Annotated in this window: 11 protein-coding genes; 9 read left to right on the forward strand and 2 right to left on the reverse strand. The window is 58.4% G+C overall.

The features are described 5' to 3' along the window. Positions 1-107 precede the first annotated feature (107 nt). Together VDP81_RS12485 and VDP81_RS12490 are read left to right on the forward strand one after the other, a co-directional pair. Positions 108-833: a response regulator transcription factor gene (locus tag VDP81_RS12485; RefSeq protein ID WP_323012506.1), complete on the forward strand. Its 726-nt coding sequence runs from the start codon at positions 108-110 to the stop codon at positions 831-833. Continuing rightward, entirely contained in the window at positions 830-2776 is a 1947-nt protein-coding gene (locus VDP81_RS12490; protein ID WP_323012507.1) for a sensor histidine kinase, read from the forward strand. Before VDP81_RS12485 ends, VDP81_RS12490 begins: the two co-directional genes overlap by 4 nt. Here the strand turns inward: VDP81_RS12490 and VDP81_RS12495 are convergent. Further along, positions 2756-4096: a sugar porter family MFS transporter gene (locus VDP81_RS12495; RefSeq protein ID WP_323012508.1), complete on the reverse strand. Its 1341-nt coding sequence runs from the start codon at positions 4094-4096 to the stop codon at positions 2756-2758. The two genes, VDP81_RS12490 and VDP81_RS12495, sit on opposite strands and share 21 nt — an antisense overlap. A gap of 444 nt (positions 4097-4540) precedes the next feature. Here VDP81_RS12495 and VDP81_RS12500 point away from each other — a divergent pair, with 444 nt between their 5' ends. From VDP81_RS12500 to VDP81_RS12510, 3 genes are read left to right on the forward strand one after another with little or no spacing between them, the layout of a single operon-like run. After that, positions 4541-5872: a DegT/DnrJ/EryC1/StrS family aminotransferase gene (locus tag VDP81_RS12500; protein WP_322997145.1), complete on the forward strand. Its 1332-nt coding sequence runs from the start codon at positions 4541-4543 to the stop codon at positions 5870-5872. Next, entirely contained in the window at positions 5869-7569 is a 1701-nt protein-coding gene (locus tag VDP81_RS12505; protein WP_322997146.1) for a sugar porter family MFS transporter, read from the forward strand. The genes VDP81_RS12500 and VDP81_RS12505 overlap by 4 nt, the downstream gene beginning before the upstream one ends. Next, positions 7562-9175 (forward strand): GMC family oxidoreductase, encoded by a 1614-nt coding sequence (locus VDP81_RS12510; RefSeq protein WP_323012509.1) that lies wholly within the window; start codon positions 7562-7564, stop codon positions 9173-9175. The genes VDP81_RS12505 and VDP81_RS12510 overlap by 8 nt, the downstream gene beginning before the upstream one ends. Here VDP81_RS12510 and VDP81_RS12515 read toward each other — a convergent pair. Further along, positions 9117-10118 carry a LysR family transcriptional regulator gene (locus VDP81_RS12515; protein ID WP_322997148.1) on the reverse strand — a complete coding sequence of 334 codons (1002 nt, stop codon included), beginning with the start codon at positions 10116-10118 and terminating at the stop codon, positions 9117-9119. The genes VDP81_RS12510 and VDP81_RS12515 overlap by 59 nt on opposite strands. A 96-nt stretch (positions 10119-10214) precedes the next feature. Here VDP81_RS12515 and VDP81_RS12520 point away from each other — a divergent pair, with 96 nt between their 5' ends. The 4 genes from VDP81_RS12520 to VDP81_RS12535 are packed head-to-tail and all read left to right on the forward strand — an operon-like array spanning position 10215 to position 14276. Next, positions 10215-11390 (forward strand): CoA transferase, encoded by a 1176-nt coding sequence (locus VDP81_RS12520; RefSeq protein WP_323012510.1) that lies wholly within the window; start codon positions 10215-10217, stop codon positions 11388-11390. Between the two features lie 25 nt (positions 11391-11415). Beyond that, positions 11416-12408, forward strand: coding sequence for a TRAP transporter substrate-binding protein DctP (dctP, locus tag VDP81_RS12525; protein WP_322997150.1), 993 nt, complete (start codon positions 11416-11418; stop codon positions 12406-12408). Positions 12409-12420: 12 nt separating this feature from the next. After that, positions 12421-12990 carry a TRAP transporter small permease gene (locus VDP81_RS12530; protein ID WP_322997151.1) on the forward strand — a complete coding sequence of 190 codons (570 nt, stop codon included), beginning with the start codon at positions 12421-12423 and terminating at the stop codon, positions 12988-12990. Further along, a complete protein-coding gene (locus VDP81_RS12535; RefSeq protein ID WP_322997152.1) occupies positions 12987-14276 on the forward strand; it encodes a TRAP transporter large permease in 1290 nt (429 codons plus the stop codon). The genes VDP81_RS12530 and VDP81_RS12535 overlap by 4 nt, the downstream gene beginning before the upstream one ends. Positions 14277-14324: the final 48 nt, after the last annotated feature.

The following is a 14324-nucleotide window of genomic DNA, read 5'->3' on the forward strand; positions in this document are numbered from 1 at the left end:
GACTGATTTCTGTCAAAAACAATCAGATTCTGTCACGGCCCTATGGTTCGGCGTATTATTGGTGTTCATTAAAGGGTCCCTCAAAATCTTGGCTTGTCGCCTCCCTTATGGATACTCCTGTTCCCCTTCAGATCGCCGTCGTGGAAGACAGCCCGGAGCTACTGGTGGATTTGGTCGAATTCCTGAATCTGCGCGGTTTCGATGCGCAGGGCTTCGACAGCGGCGAGGCTTTTTTCACGCTTTGGCCATCCACCCCATTTCAGCTATTGCTGCTGGATGTTGTTTTACCCGGCATTAGTGGGCTGGGTATTGCCCAGCGCGTGCGGGCGATGATGGAAAATCCACCCGAAATAGTCATGCTGACTGCGTTGGACGCTAGCCGTGATCATGTTCTGGGCTTGCAGGCCGGCGCTGATGTCTATCTGTCCAAGCGCAGCCCCCTAGAGGTCATTGAGGCCACTTGCCATGCAGTACGGCGGCGGCTGGGCACTGGCGCGGCCAGCCGCCCCACGCCAGACGACGCACCCATCTGGCGCCTGCATGCCCGCGAATGGCTTGTGCGGGCGCCCAATGGCCGCACCTTGCAGTTGACCCACCCTGAAGTCATCATGCTGTCGGTGCTGTTCGAACATCCTGGCCAGGCCGTCACGCGGGAAGACCTGCTGCAGCGCCTGGGCAAACAAGACACGCTGTCCAACCTGCGCAATCTGGATAATACCGCCAGCCGTTTGCGCCGCAAGGTGCTGGCGGCCTGCGATACCGAGCTGCCTTTGCGGCCCAGCTATGGCAGGGGGTATACCTTCAGCGGGTGCTGCGGATTGGCGATCTCATGAGGCCACGGGCTGCCGCCTGGTTGGGGTGCTTGTTGTGGGCCTGGATTCTGGCAATAGCGACACCGGCCTTGGCCAGTGTGCCCTTGCAGGCGCAACCGGCCCGAGTCTCCCTGGCGGGACAGTTGGAATATTTCCGCGACGCTACCCAGGCCATGTCTTTGGCTGCTGTGCAGCAGCAGCGATTTCAGCGCCTGCCGGATTTTCGCAGCCTGGGTTATAGCGATGATGCCGTGTGGTTCCGGGTTCAGGTCAAGCGCCTGCCGGGTGCCCCGCTGCGTTGGATTTTGGCGGTTGGCCTGCCGGAACTGGAGGAGGTAGATGTCTGGGTGCAAAATCCAGAGGGCGATTTTGTGCAGTACGCCATGGGTTATTACCGGCCTTTCGAGGATCGGCCTTTGCAAACCCGGCTGTTCGCCGTGCCCTTCGATGCTGGTGCGGCCACGCAGCTGTATCTCCGGGTGCGTAGTCATAATGCCATCAATGTGCAGGCGGATCTCTGGCAGCCCGCTGCATTCAGCGCTCACCAGACCCGGGATAATTTCTATCGCGGGCTGTATTTCGGCATTATGCTGCTGTCGGTCGTGCTGTATGCCATCTTGGGAATACGCTTGCGCGATGTGCCCATGGCGGCCTATGCCGGTTATGTGGCTTCCCTGGTGCTTTTTCACTTGGGCACCAACGGCTATCTGCCAGTGCTGTTTAGCCGCGATGGCGATTGGTTGGCCGACATATTGCCGCGTATTGGCTGGTTAGGGGGGGCAGTTTCGATTGTGTTGATGTGGGATTATCTGCTGGATCTGCGCCAGCGCTATCCCCGCATTCATCGACTGTATTGGTTCACTTTGCTATTGAACCTGGGCTTGTTGCCCTTTGCCCTGATGCCTGCCCTGGTCGGGTCGTGGTTGATGGTGATCGTCAAATTGGCCAATGGATTGAACAGCCTGAATTTCATCATTGGCATGACCATTGCCCTGATTTTATGGCGTCGTCACCGCCAGACGGAACTGATGGTGTATTTCATTGCCTTCATCATTCCGGCCGTGGGTACCCTGGTCAATACAGTGGGGAATCTGGGCTATTTGTCTCAGAATCTCATCACCACGAATCTGTATCAGGCGGCTTCGCTGGCGCATGTGCTGATCATGAGCTACGGAATGGCCTTGCGCCTGCGTCAGTTGCAGCGTGACAAAGCGGATGCCCGCCAAGAGGCTGCCATGGCGATCCAGCGCACTGAAGAACAGCGGCGCTTTGTCGCGATGCTGTCGCACGAGTTTCACAATCCCCTGGCGGCCATTGATCGATCCGTGCAGATGATCCAATTGAAGGTGCCTGATTTGCTGCAGTCCGAGGCCAAGCGCCTGACGCGCATCCGCACCAATGTCGCGATTTTGTCCCGGTTTGTGGATAATTTTTTATTGGTCGAAGCCCTGGAGCATCAAGGCAATCAAGGCGTGGCCTCGCTTTCTCAGGGCGGGCACCGGGGCCTGGCACCGATTAGCCCTATGCTGGAAAACATCGTCGATCAGCAAAATCCCGAGGACGCCCCTCGCGTTCGCTTGCAGGTGATCCCCCCTGGCCTGGCTTTTTCGCTGGATGAGGCTCTGGTGGGGGCTGCCGTGGATAATCTGGTGACGAATGCCTTGCGTTACTCGTCCGCTGCTGCCCAGGTCGATATTCGCGCCTGGCAAGATGCAAGCGGGCTGCATATCCAGGTGCAGGATTACGGTCCCGGCCTGGATCAAGAAACATTGGCTATGTTGGGGACGCCCTATTTTCGCGCAGGCACGTCATTGGGTAAAAAAGGCAGTGGTCTGGGGTATTACTTTGCCCAGCGAATCGTGAAGATTCACGGTGGCACCCTGCACGCGCATTCACCACAAGGGCAGGGCTTGACCGTGGAAATGGTTTTACCCGCAGGAGAATCAGCCCCCTATCTGCCGTAGCGGCAGGCCTTCCAGCACCCGGCTTTCGATGGTTTCCAGTGCGAGATTCCGGGTTTCAGGCAGATACTTGATGCCCAGTATCAGCGAAAGAATGCAGACCCCGAGAAACAGCAGCATGGTGCCTGCCAGGCTGAGGGTTTCGACGATGGATAGGAATGTCAGGGCGACCAGGGCGTTGAACAGCCAACTGATGGCTGAAGCAGTGGCCATCCCCTGCTCACGCAGGGCGCTGGGGAATAGTTCGGACATCAGCACATAGGGCAGGGGGCCCAGGCTGAGGGCAAACGCCAGGATATAAATGCACAGGCCGACCAATCCCAGCCAGGGATGATCGTTTGCCGCCGCGATGGTAACCATGGCCAGGCCGAACACCATGGCGGCTGAGCCTACTATCCATAGGCGGCGGCGGCCCAGTTGATCAACCAGGGAAACACTGGCCAGGGTGGCCAGGAAGTTGACGGCCCCCAGGCCGAATGTAGCGGCCAGTGCGGCGGTGCCGGCAGAAAAACCCAGCCCTTTAAATATCTGGGGGGCGTAATACAGAATGCCATCGATGCCGCTGAGATTTTGCAGGATAAATAGGCTGCTGCACAGCAGCATGACCTTCAGGACGCTGCCCTGTCGCAGGGACTTGCTGGCAGCATGGGGGATCCGGGCTTCTGCCTGGGTAATGGCCTGCCATTCGTCTTCCAGGCCCAGCCTGTGCGCCGCCATGCTGGCCTGTCGGGGATGGGCATGTAACGACAGCCACCGTGGGCTTTCCGGCAAGGCGGCCAGCCCAGCGACGGCCAGCAGACTGGGCGCCAAGCCAAATGCCAAGACAAGATACCACTGCTGGGGACTGTCCAGCCACAAGGCCAGACCGTAGGATAAAAGAATGCCTGCCGTAATGGCCAACTGGAACAGGGCCACGATAGCGCCGCGCCGGGGTGTGTGCACGGTTTCGGCGGCATACATGGGAACGACCATGGAATATAGGCCAATGGATACGCCGGTCAGGGCGCGTGCGGTCAGCAGCCCGGCCCACGAGGGCGCGGTCAGTATGAAGCCATAAGCCCCAAGGGATATCAGCGTGGCAAGCCCCATGACGGGCCGCCGCCCCCAGCGAGTGGAGGCCGGACCCGCCACGATTGCGCCGACAAAGCAACCAGCCACCAAGATGAAGACCAGAAATTGGGTTTGGTGCAGGCTGAGGCCAAATTGTGGGGTCAGGACGTCCAGCACGCCGGCGATGGATGTGATGCCATAACCAAACAGGACGCCGGTACAGGAGACCAGAAAAGCAAGCCGCAAAATAGGGGGGGGCGCGTAGATGATCATGGGGTGCCTGTTGGGCGGTTGGAGCTGATGATATGAAGGCTGAGCTTGAGGTATGGGCATGTAAAAAAGTCTTTACATGTTTAAATTATTGTACTTAAAATTTGTTTTATTGACGCGGATTTTTGCCTGGCCTTCTCATAATATTGCTATGCAGCAATATGACAGAATCTGGTAGAAATTATCAGGAGACATGCTGTATTTTGATTTTTATAATATGGCCTTTTAAAAATTTATATCCCTTGCAGATTAAATCGGCACATACTACATGAGCTCTATTGTATAGAGCAGGGCAATCAGATGTATGTAGCCTTGAAAGATCATAATCCTGGAATTCAGCAATTGAATACCAGACTTAATGTTTGATTCATGTCTGTCGCCGGATCTGCCTGTCATCAATAAGTGTCGGCCTGTTGTCAGGCAAGACAGTTTCCCAAGGAGCTTTCCATGAGCAGCAACACAGAAACCACCATGTCGGCGCCGGATTTTGGTAGGCTGGCCATTGATGGAGGTACCCCTGTACGTACGCATCCCTTGCCCTGGGAACTGCCCGGAGCCCACTGGATCGGCGAGGAAGAGCGCCAATTGGTCGAGCGGGTCGTGATGGCCCGCAGCCCCTTTCGCTTTTATGGCCCAGACCTGCAAGGGATGGTGAATACGCTGGAGTCCGAATGGAAAGCGGCATTTGGCCATCCGTATGCCTTGGCAGTGTCCTCGGCCACGGCGGCCCTGACGATTGCGCTGTCTGCCCTGGATATCGGGCCGGGTGACGAGGTCATGGTGCCTGGGTATATGTGGGTCAGTTGCATGTCGGCGGTGGTTCGCGCGGGAGCCATTCCCAGGCTGGTGGATATTGATGATACGTTCTGCCTTGATCCTGATGATCTTGAAGCCAAAATCAACTCGCACACGCGGGCTGTGCTGGTTGTGCACATGAGCGGTGCGCCCGGGCATATTGATCGCATCGCCGACATCTGCCGGACGCGTGGCCTGGCACTGATCGAAGACTGCGCCCAGGCGGCAGGCGGCAGTTTTAAAGGCCTGCCGGTTGGTCGTTATGGCGATATCGGCACCTTCAGCTTCCAGCTGAATAAGAACATGACGTCGGGTGATGGAGGGCTGCTGGTCTGCAAGGACGAAACCGTGTATCGCCGTATCGTGGCATTGCATGATCTGGGCTATCCGCGCACACCGGCAGGCCGACTGGACACCAGCGACCCCAACATCCAGCTCTGGGGAATGGGGGCGCGTATGAACGAACTGTCCGGTGCCATGGCCTTGGCGCAGATGCGTAAACTGGGGGACATCACTGCGGCCATGCGGACGGCCAAATGGCGTATTCGGTCAGCCCTGGAAGGCACTCCCGGCTTGGTGTTTCGTCATATTGTGGATCCCCAGGGTGATACCGGACCATTTTTGCTGATGTTGCTGCCCGACGCAGCAAAAGCTACCCGCTTTGTGGCGGCTTTGCGGGCCGAGGGCATGGTCGGCCCCGCCGGTAGCCTGGCCTGCCTGACCTTGCGCGAATGGGGCATGCATTGGTATTCCAATATTCCCAGCTTGCTGAATCGGCGCTCCAACAGTCGGGATGGCTACCCCTGGACCCATCCCGCCAATGCTTTTGCCCATGGCTACGATTATCAGGCCGGGGCGCTGCCGTGCTGCGATGATTTTCAATCCCGTGGTGCCTTGCTGGCGATTGCATCTTGCCTCACCGAGGCCGATATCCATGACATGATCACCGCCTTGAAAAAGGTTGCTGCGGGGGTCTTGTCATGATTTATTTTGTTGCTGCCGTCGTCGGCCTGACCGGCATTTTGTTTGGTTTTGATGAAGGCGTGATTGCTGGTGCCCTGGGCTACCTGCGTCATACCTTTGATATCTCTCCGGGCAATGAAGGGCTGATGACTGCCGCTGTTCCCCTGGGGGCCTTGTTTGGTGCCGCAGTGGCCGGGCGGGCAGCCGATCGCTTTGGGCGGCGCAGTTCGCTGCTGGGGGCCGCCTTGTTGTTCATGCTGGGGGCAGTCGCCGCCAGTTTGATTACTGCCGTCTGGATGCTGAGTATCGCCCGTTTGGTGCTGGGGTTTGCCGTGGGTGTTGCGGCACTGGTGGCCCCCTTGTATATCGCTGAAAGCGCACCGGCCAAGCAGCGGGGCATGCTGGTTTCGATCTACCAGTTGGCAGTCACCTTGGGCATACTCGGGGCCTACATCACTAACTTTGTCTTGGATGACAATTGGCGCTTGATGTTTTTCCTGGGCGCCGTTCCCGGCCTGGGTTTGTTCATCGGGATGCTGTTTTTGACGGATACGCCGCGTTGGCTGGCGGGCAGCCGAGGCCGTGATGCGGCGGGCCATGCCTTGGCGCGTTTGCGTGGATTACCGGTTTCTGGCCCCCAGGTTCAGGCTGAGCTGGCCCAGATCATGGTATCCGACCAAACGGCAGAAGGACAGCAAACCACGGGCTGGGGTGAGCTTCTCGCCCAGCATGTGCGACCCGCGCTGGTGGTTGGGGTGGGGCTTTTTGCCTTGCAGCAGTTCAGCGGCATCAATGCCGTCATCTACTACGCGCCCACGGTATTCCAGGAAGTCGGTTTTGATTCTCATGGTACCCAGATCATGGCCACGATCGGTATTGGCGTCGTGAATGTCTTGATGACGTTGGTGGGGATGGCCCTGATTGACCGGATCGGACGAAAGCCGCTGCTATATATCGGGTTTTTAGGGGCAGCCCTCAGCTTAAGCATGATCGCCTTGGGCGCCTGGACAGAGATCCCCTGGTTGGATGTCGTGGCGGTGCTGGGTTTGGTGATTTACATTGCTGCGTTTGCCGCCAGCCTGGGGCCTTTGCCCTATGTCATGATGTCCGAGGTCTATCCCCGACACATTCGCGCCCTGGGCATGAGCGTCGCCACACTGGCTAACTGGGGCCTGAATTTTGTCGTGGTCTTTTCGTTTCCGGTACTCGTGTCCACGATTGGTCTGGGTGGGGTATTTGCGTTCTACGCGCTGGTGTGTTTTGCCGGTTTGTTTTTTACGCGGCGCTATGTACCCGAGACCAACGGCGTTCCGTTAGAGGCCATCGAAGCCCACCTGGCGTCAGGACAGGCGCTGCGCTTGTTGCGCCCCAGTCTGACGGCGCAGCCGCCCAGTCCCCAGGCGGTCCAGGACAGTCTGGCACTGACCCGTGAGCAGGCTGGGCAATTGATTCATGCCCTGATTCAATTGAGCCCCTATCGTCAGGATTTACAGCCGTTGGCCGATAAGATCACGCTGCTGGCGTATGACAATCATCAGGTCCGCGTAGCGCTGTATGCCCTCTGGCAGCGCCAGGGTGCAGCAGTCGGCAGCCACCGCGCACTGGGCGCCCAGAAAACTGTTCTGATGATGTTTCTGGAGCACATACGCTATGCCTCGCCGGTTTTTTTGACCTCTGTGGGCGAAGGCCCCGCCACCAAGGGGGCCCTTCATGGCTGATTACGATTGTGAAGTCTGCGTGGTGGGTACGGGGGCCGGTGGCGGCATCCTGGCGTACACCCTGGCTCAAGCCGGGGTCAACGTGATCTCTTTGGAACAAGGCGCTGCGTTGCCGGATGACCAGTTCACACGCATCACGCCGCCGGATGGCGGGGATGCCCTGGGCATAGGGCCGAACACCGTCTGGCCCAGTGACCCGCATGATGGCCTGTTCATCCATCCCTTGTTTGCCGATGGGCAGCATGGGTCTACTGCGCGGCAATCTGGGCAGTTCCAGCATTTTCAGATTCTGGCGCTCAATGGTCTGCAGAATCTCTGGAATGGCGTCAGCGTGCGGTTCTCGCCTCAGGATCTTGCACCCTGGCCGATTGATTACTCCGTGTTGGAACCACATTACGGTGCAGTAGAAGAATTGATTACCGTGTGTGGCACTTGTGAAAATATCCCCGAATTGCCGGATGGCTGCTTTATTCCGCCCAAGCCCCTGCGCCCGGCAGACCAGATGATCGTCGACGCTGTGCGTTCTTTGGGCGAGCCGCATTCGCATGCCATTCCCAATCGCAAGGCCATCAATACGATTAAAGGCACGCCGCATAGCTGTATTTCCAGCGGGATATGTACGTCGGGCTGCCCGGTTGGCGCAGTTTATAAGTTTTCAGTGCGTTTGCTGCCGCAGATTGCGCAGCGTCCCAACTATCAATTGCGTACCCAGGCCAAGGTCTTGCGCCTGGTGGCGGATGCCGATGGCAAGCATGTTTCTGCAGTCGAGTATCTGGATACCGAAACAGGCCAGCGCCATCGAGTCCGGGCGCGGTATGTGGTGCTGGCTGCGGGGGCCATCGAATCCCCCAGGATTTTGTTCAATTCGGCCACGCCCGATCACCCGCAAGGGATGGCCAATCAGGAAGACCAACTGGGACGGCGCCTGCAGGACAACCCCAAGGTCGTCCTGTCCACGTCTTTATATAAGCTCTGGGGCAAACGCCGCGATTACGATATCGGCTATGGGGATCACTTGATCTTGATGTCCCGGGGGCTGTTGCCCGATGGCTCTGAGTTTCCTTTTATCGGTCATGCCATTCATGGACTGCCTACGACACCGCATTATCTGACCTTTATGCGTCATCTGGGGGCCGGGTTAAAGGACAACCGCGCACGCGCCATGTTTCATAGTTACATGACACTGGGTTTGTTCTGTGCCGGCGAACCCCTGGCGGATAATCGTGTCATGCCGGGGGACACCCAGGACATGTGGGGTGTGCCGCAACTGGCCATCAATTTTTCGATTCCGCCACAGGCCCATCGGCAGATGGATGCCATGATGGCCTGGGGGCACAAGGTCTTGCGCCGTTCTTCGGCCACTTTGTTGCATACCACACGGGACAATAGCGGCACGGGCATCCATTATGCCGGCACGACAGCCATGTCGGATACGGCACGCGATGGTGTTGTCGATGCCGACCTGAAGGCGCATGGGTTGGACAATCTCTATGTCTGTGATGGGGGGGTGGTGCCCATCCTGCCTGATAAACATCTGACGCTGACCATCATGGCACTGGCGCACCGACTGGGGGGGCATCTTGCGCAGCGGCTGCAGGCAACGTGATTCCGTGATCCGATCCAAACAATATCCGCTCACAGTCCCAGGTTCCTGCCCGCACCTCATCGGCCACCAATTGCAGCGCCAGGGTACGCACCAACTCGACGGCCCGGGAGGCGGGCTTGTCCCGGTGTTCGCATAAAAACAAGGTGCGGCGCATGATGGGTTTGATGATGGGGCGGCACGACACCTCGCCGCTGGCCAGTTGGTCGCGCAGATAGGACTGCGAACCGATTACACAACCGTGGCCTTCCAGGACGAACAGATTGACCGCCTGGACGCTATCAGCTTGCAGGCGGGCCTGGCTTTCGAACTGCTTTTGCAGATTCTGGTCGTCCATGACCGAGCGGCCCAGGGTGCCGCGACGCAGCAGCACAAAGGGCAGATCCAGCAGCGCCTTGACGGTAATCGGCTTGGTCGTATTGCCGATTACTTGCTTTTTGCCGATGCACAGCATGCGTTCCTCCAACAGGGCGGTCGCGTGGATGCGTGAATCCTGTGCCGGGTTATAGGCCAGGGCCAGGTCTACCTGGGCATCCATCATCTGGTTGACGGTGCTGCCGGACAGCGTCTCGGTCAGCACCAGGGTGATCCCCGGATGTTGCTGCAGGACGATGCGCATCAGATGCCGTCCGACCGAGGTCAAGGCGGTATAGGCCATGCCGATGACCACGCGTCCGCGCACATCGCCAGCCATGTTTTCCAGGTCTTCATGGGCGCGCTCCATGGCCTGCACGATTTGTGTGGCATGCAGGTAAAGACGTTTGCCATATTCCGTGGGCAACAGGCCGCGCGGGTGGCGCACAAACAAGGGATTGGAAAACTGAGCCTGCAGATTTGCCAGATGATGGCTGAGTACAGACGGTGCCGTGCGGGCCTGTTCGGCTGCGCGCGAAATGCCGCCCGATTCGTAGATGGCAATAAAGGCCTGAAGCTGGCGCGTGTCCATGAATTCGAAAATATAGAATACAGAATCCCAAACAATATAATTTTCTGATTGATTAATCAATGCTAACCTTCCTCGCCAGAGGATGGAATCAGAAAGATGGACGAGACATTTGCACCGCTGGCCGGCCTACGGGTTATCGAAATGAGTCACATGATCATGGGGCCGTCGTGCGGCATGTTCCTGGGCTTTCTGGGTGCCGAGGTCATCAAGATCGAACCGCCCGGCGGGGACAAGACCCGCAACCTGGGGGGCATGGGACGGCCCATGTTTCCACTGTGCAATCGTGGCAAGCTCAGTGTGCAACTGGATCTGAAGTCCCAGGCCGGGCAGGATGCCTTGCATCGCCTGCTGGCGGGCGCCGATATTTTTGTCGAGAATTTCCGGGATGGCTCTCTGCAGTCTGTGGGGGCCGACCCGGCCCAGTTGCGCACGCGCTATCCCCAGTTGATCATTGCTTCCTGCAAGGGTTTTTTATCCGGCCCTTACCAGCAGCGCACCGCACTGGATGAGACAGTACAGATGATGACTGGCCTGGCCTACATGACGGGCCCCCGCGGGCGCCCCCTGCGGGTGGGCTCATCGGCCAATGACATCATGGGTGGATTGTTCGCGGCATTTTCTGTGCTGGCGGCTCTGCTGGAGCGTCAGCACACCCGCCAGGGACGCGCCCTGCGCACAGGCCTGTTCGAGAACTGCCTGCTGCTGGTGGCGCAGCATATGGTCCAGTACGAACTAGAGGGCGAAAACCCGCCGCCCATGCCGGAACGCGAATTCTCCTGGCCGATCTACGATATTTTCAATGATGTGCACGATAAGCCGTATTTTCTCGGCGTCGTCACCGAAGGCCATTGGCATGCCATGTGCCTGGAACTGAACTTGCAGGTTTTCCTGCACGATACGCGCCTGAAGACCCGAATGGATCGCATTCGGGCTCGCCAGTGGACGATTCCGCTGGTGGCCGAAAAAATTGCCGGCATCGACATGAGCATTCTGGGACCCAGACTGGAATCCTTGGGTATCCCGTTTGCGCCGGTGGCCCGGCCCTGCGATATGTATGATGACCCTCACGTTATGCGTCCCGGCGGCTTGCTGCAGTCGCATTGTGCCGATGGTTCTTCGTTTCGGGCCCCGGCCCTGCCGTTTGAAGTCGATGGCCGACTGCTGGATGCCGCAGGTGACGTGGCTGCGCCTGGTCGGGACACCGATCAGGTATTGTCGGCCCTGGGGCTGAGTGCTGCTGATATTGCCCAGGCGCGTGGATGCGTGGCCTGAATTTTATTTGACTGGAGACCATCCCATGAAATTGACTTCCCGACTGTTATCCGTGGCTTTGGCCGTGGCCTTGCCCATGGGCTTGGCTCAGGCAGCTGATTACACCATGCGTGTCAGCCATCAGTTTCCACCCTCCCACCCCAGTGCACAGCGCATGGAGCAATTCGCCAAGGATGTGGCTCAGGAAACCAGCAACAAGGTCGAAGTCCAGCTGTTTGGCGCTGCCCAGCTGTATCGTCCGGCCCAGCATCATGCCGCCGTGGCAGGTGGAGAGATCGAATCTGCCCTGATCCTGTCCATCCAATGGGGTGGCAGCTTGCCCGAAATCGCCGTGACGCAGATTCCCTATCTGATGAGTGCGCCCGCCCAGCAAAAGGCTTTCCTGGGGTCCAAGGCAGCACAGCTGCTGGATCAGAAGATGCTGGAAAAAGGGGTGCGCAACATCAGCTGGATGGTGGACACCAATGACCTGATGTTTACGTCATCCACGCAGTTGCTGGACGAGCCATCCAAGTTCGAAGGCGTCAAGATGCGCGGCTTGAACCGCTTGTTTGATGCGGGCCTGATCGCCATGGGGGCAGTGCCGGTCGCGATGGCGGGTTCAGAGGTCTACCAGGCCTTGCAGACCAAAGTTGTCGATGCCGCCGTGACGGCCACCAAGGCGGCCTATTCGCGCAAATACTATGAAGTACAGCAATTCGGTGCGGCTTCGCCCATCGTGCTGGTCTATGACAATCTGGTGGTCAACCCCGCCTGGTGGGATGGTCTGCCAGAGGACGTGCGCGGCGGCATTACCCGTGCGGCGGATAAGGCTGCCCAGGAATCCATCATTACCGACGAGAACATCAATCCCGAGGAACTGGCCCAGCTGAATCAGGCCGGGATGCAGGCCGTGGCCTTGAGCCCGCAGCAAATAGCAGCCTTTAAAAGCGCCATGCAGCCTGCGGTGCTGGAATCGTTCCTGAACTCCACGCGCGGCAAGGGTCAGGAACTGATCGATCTGATCAAGGCCATGTAAATAGGCATAAGCATGAGTGCAGATTCCGAATTGCCCAATCTCGATCTTGACGGCCCCGGCCTGCGCCGCTTTGCGTGCGTGGTGGCTTGGCTCAGTCGGCTGGCCCTGGGGCTGGCGTCGGCGCTGATCATCATTGACCTGCTGTTGATTGGTGCAGCGGTGCTGCTGCGTTATGTATTTTCCACGGCCTTGCTGGGCAGTGACGAATTGGTCGGTTTTTCCGTCACGGCCCTGGTCATGCTGGCTGCCCCGGATGTGTTGCGGCGCAATGGACACATCGGGGTGGACATGCTGGTGGGCTGTTTGTCGCCACGCATGGCGCGCTGGGCTGCCGCCTGGTCTTGCCTGTCGGTGCTGCTGGTGGCGGGGGGGCTGATCGTCAATGGCTGGAAGGCCGTTGCCCTGGCCCACATGATCGGGCAACTGACGGAAGGCCAACTGGAAATCCCCATCTGGGCCTTGCAGCTGTTCCTGCCCGTGGGCGGGGTATTGCTGGGGTTGGTGGCGTTGGAACTGCTGTGGCGCGTCTTAACGGTGTCGGCTCAGCGTCCTGCGCCCTCTACGCTGACAGGTGTCGCATGACTATTTTCTTCATGCTGCTGGCCTTGTTGGCCCTGCTGTTCACAGGGATTCCTATTTTTGCCGGACTGACGCTGTTTGGCAGCGGCATGCTGCTGGCCGTGCAAGGCAACCTGGGATCTTTGGCCAGCATTATCTTTACCGAGCTCAACCAGTATCTATTGGTGGCTATTCCCTTATTTGCCTTCATGGCACACGTCATGATCCGCGGCAAGATCGTAGATGACCTGTACGATGCCGCCTATACCTTTACGCGCCATCTGCCCGGAGGGCTGGCGGTGGCCACCATCATGGCCTGCACGGTGTTTGCCGCGATTTCAGGATCCAGCGTGGCCACAGCGCTGACGATCGGCGCCGTCGCCATTCCGCAGATGCTGCGTTATGGCTATTCCCCGAAAATCGCCTATGGCGTCGTGGCGGCTGGGGGAACATTGGGGATTTTGATTCCACCCTCGGCCCCCATGATTCTGTATGGCATCACCACGGACTCATCCATTGGCAGCCTGTTCATTGCCGGCATTGTGCCGGGGCTCATCATGGCCCTGGTATTCATGGCCTGGGTCATGTTTCAGTGCGCATCGGCCGGTAATGCCGTGCAGCGGGATACGCGGGCATCCTGGGCAGAGATGCGCCAGGCCCTGCGCAAGTCCGTCTGGTCGATCGCCTTGCCGGTGTTCGTGCTGGGCGGCATGTACATGGGGGTGTTTACTGCCACCGAGGCCGCCGCCGCCGGGGTGTGGTTGGCCTTGCTGGTCACCGTCTTTATCTATCGGACGGTGGGATGGCGCGATATATGGGCCAGCGCCCAAGAGGCCTGCCGCCTGTCGGCCCTGCTGTTCATGATACTGGCGGGGGCGGCGGTATTCAGCCACGTGATGACCAAGATGCGGATTCCGCAAGAAATTGTGGAATCCCTGACCGCCATGAACATGGGGGCCATCAGCTTCATCATTGCCCTGATGTTGTTGATCGTCGTGTTGGGGATGTTCCTGGAGTCTATTTCCATCATTCTGGTGACAACGCCGGTGATTTTGCCGGCCATGCATCAGCTGGGCATCGATCCGATCTGGTATGGCGTGTTACTGGTGATCAATCTGGAAATCGCCCTGATCACACCCCCCGTGGGCATGAATCTATTTACCATCAAGGCGATTACGGGGTCGACACTAGCGCCCATTATCCGGGGCTCCTTGCCGTATATCGGTTTGATGGTGGCGGTGCTGATCCTGGTGTTGCTGGTGCCTGAATTGGCCACTTGGCTACCCAGGACGATGATGGGGAATAAATAAACGGGGCAGCTTCGACGTTGAGCGCATACGGGTACAATGTTGGCCTTG

Origin of the sequence: Castellaniella sp. (assembly GCF_034675845.1) — a bacterium.
Lineage (GTDB): Bacteria > Pseudomonadota > Gammaproteobacteria > Burkholderiales > Burkholderiaceae_B > Castellaniella.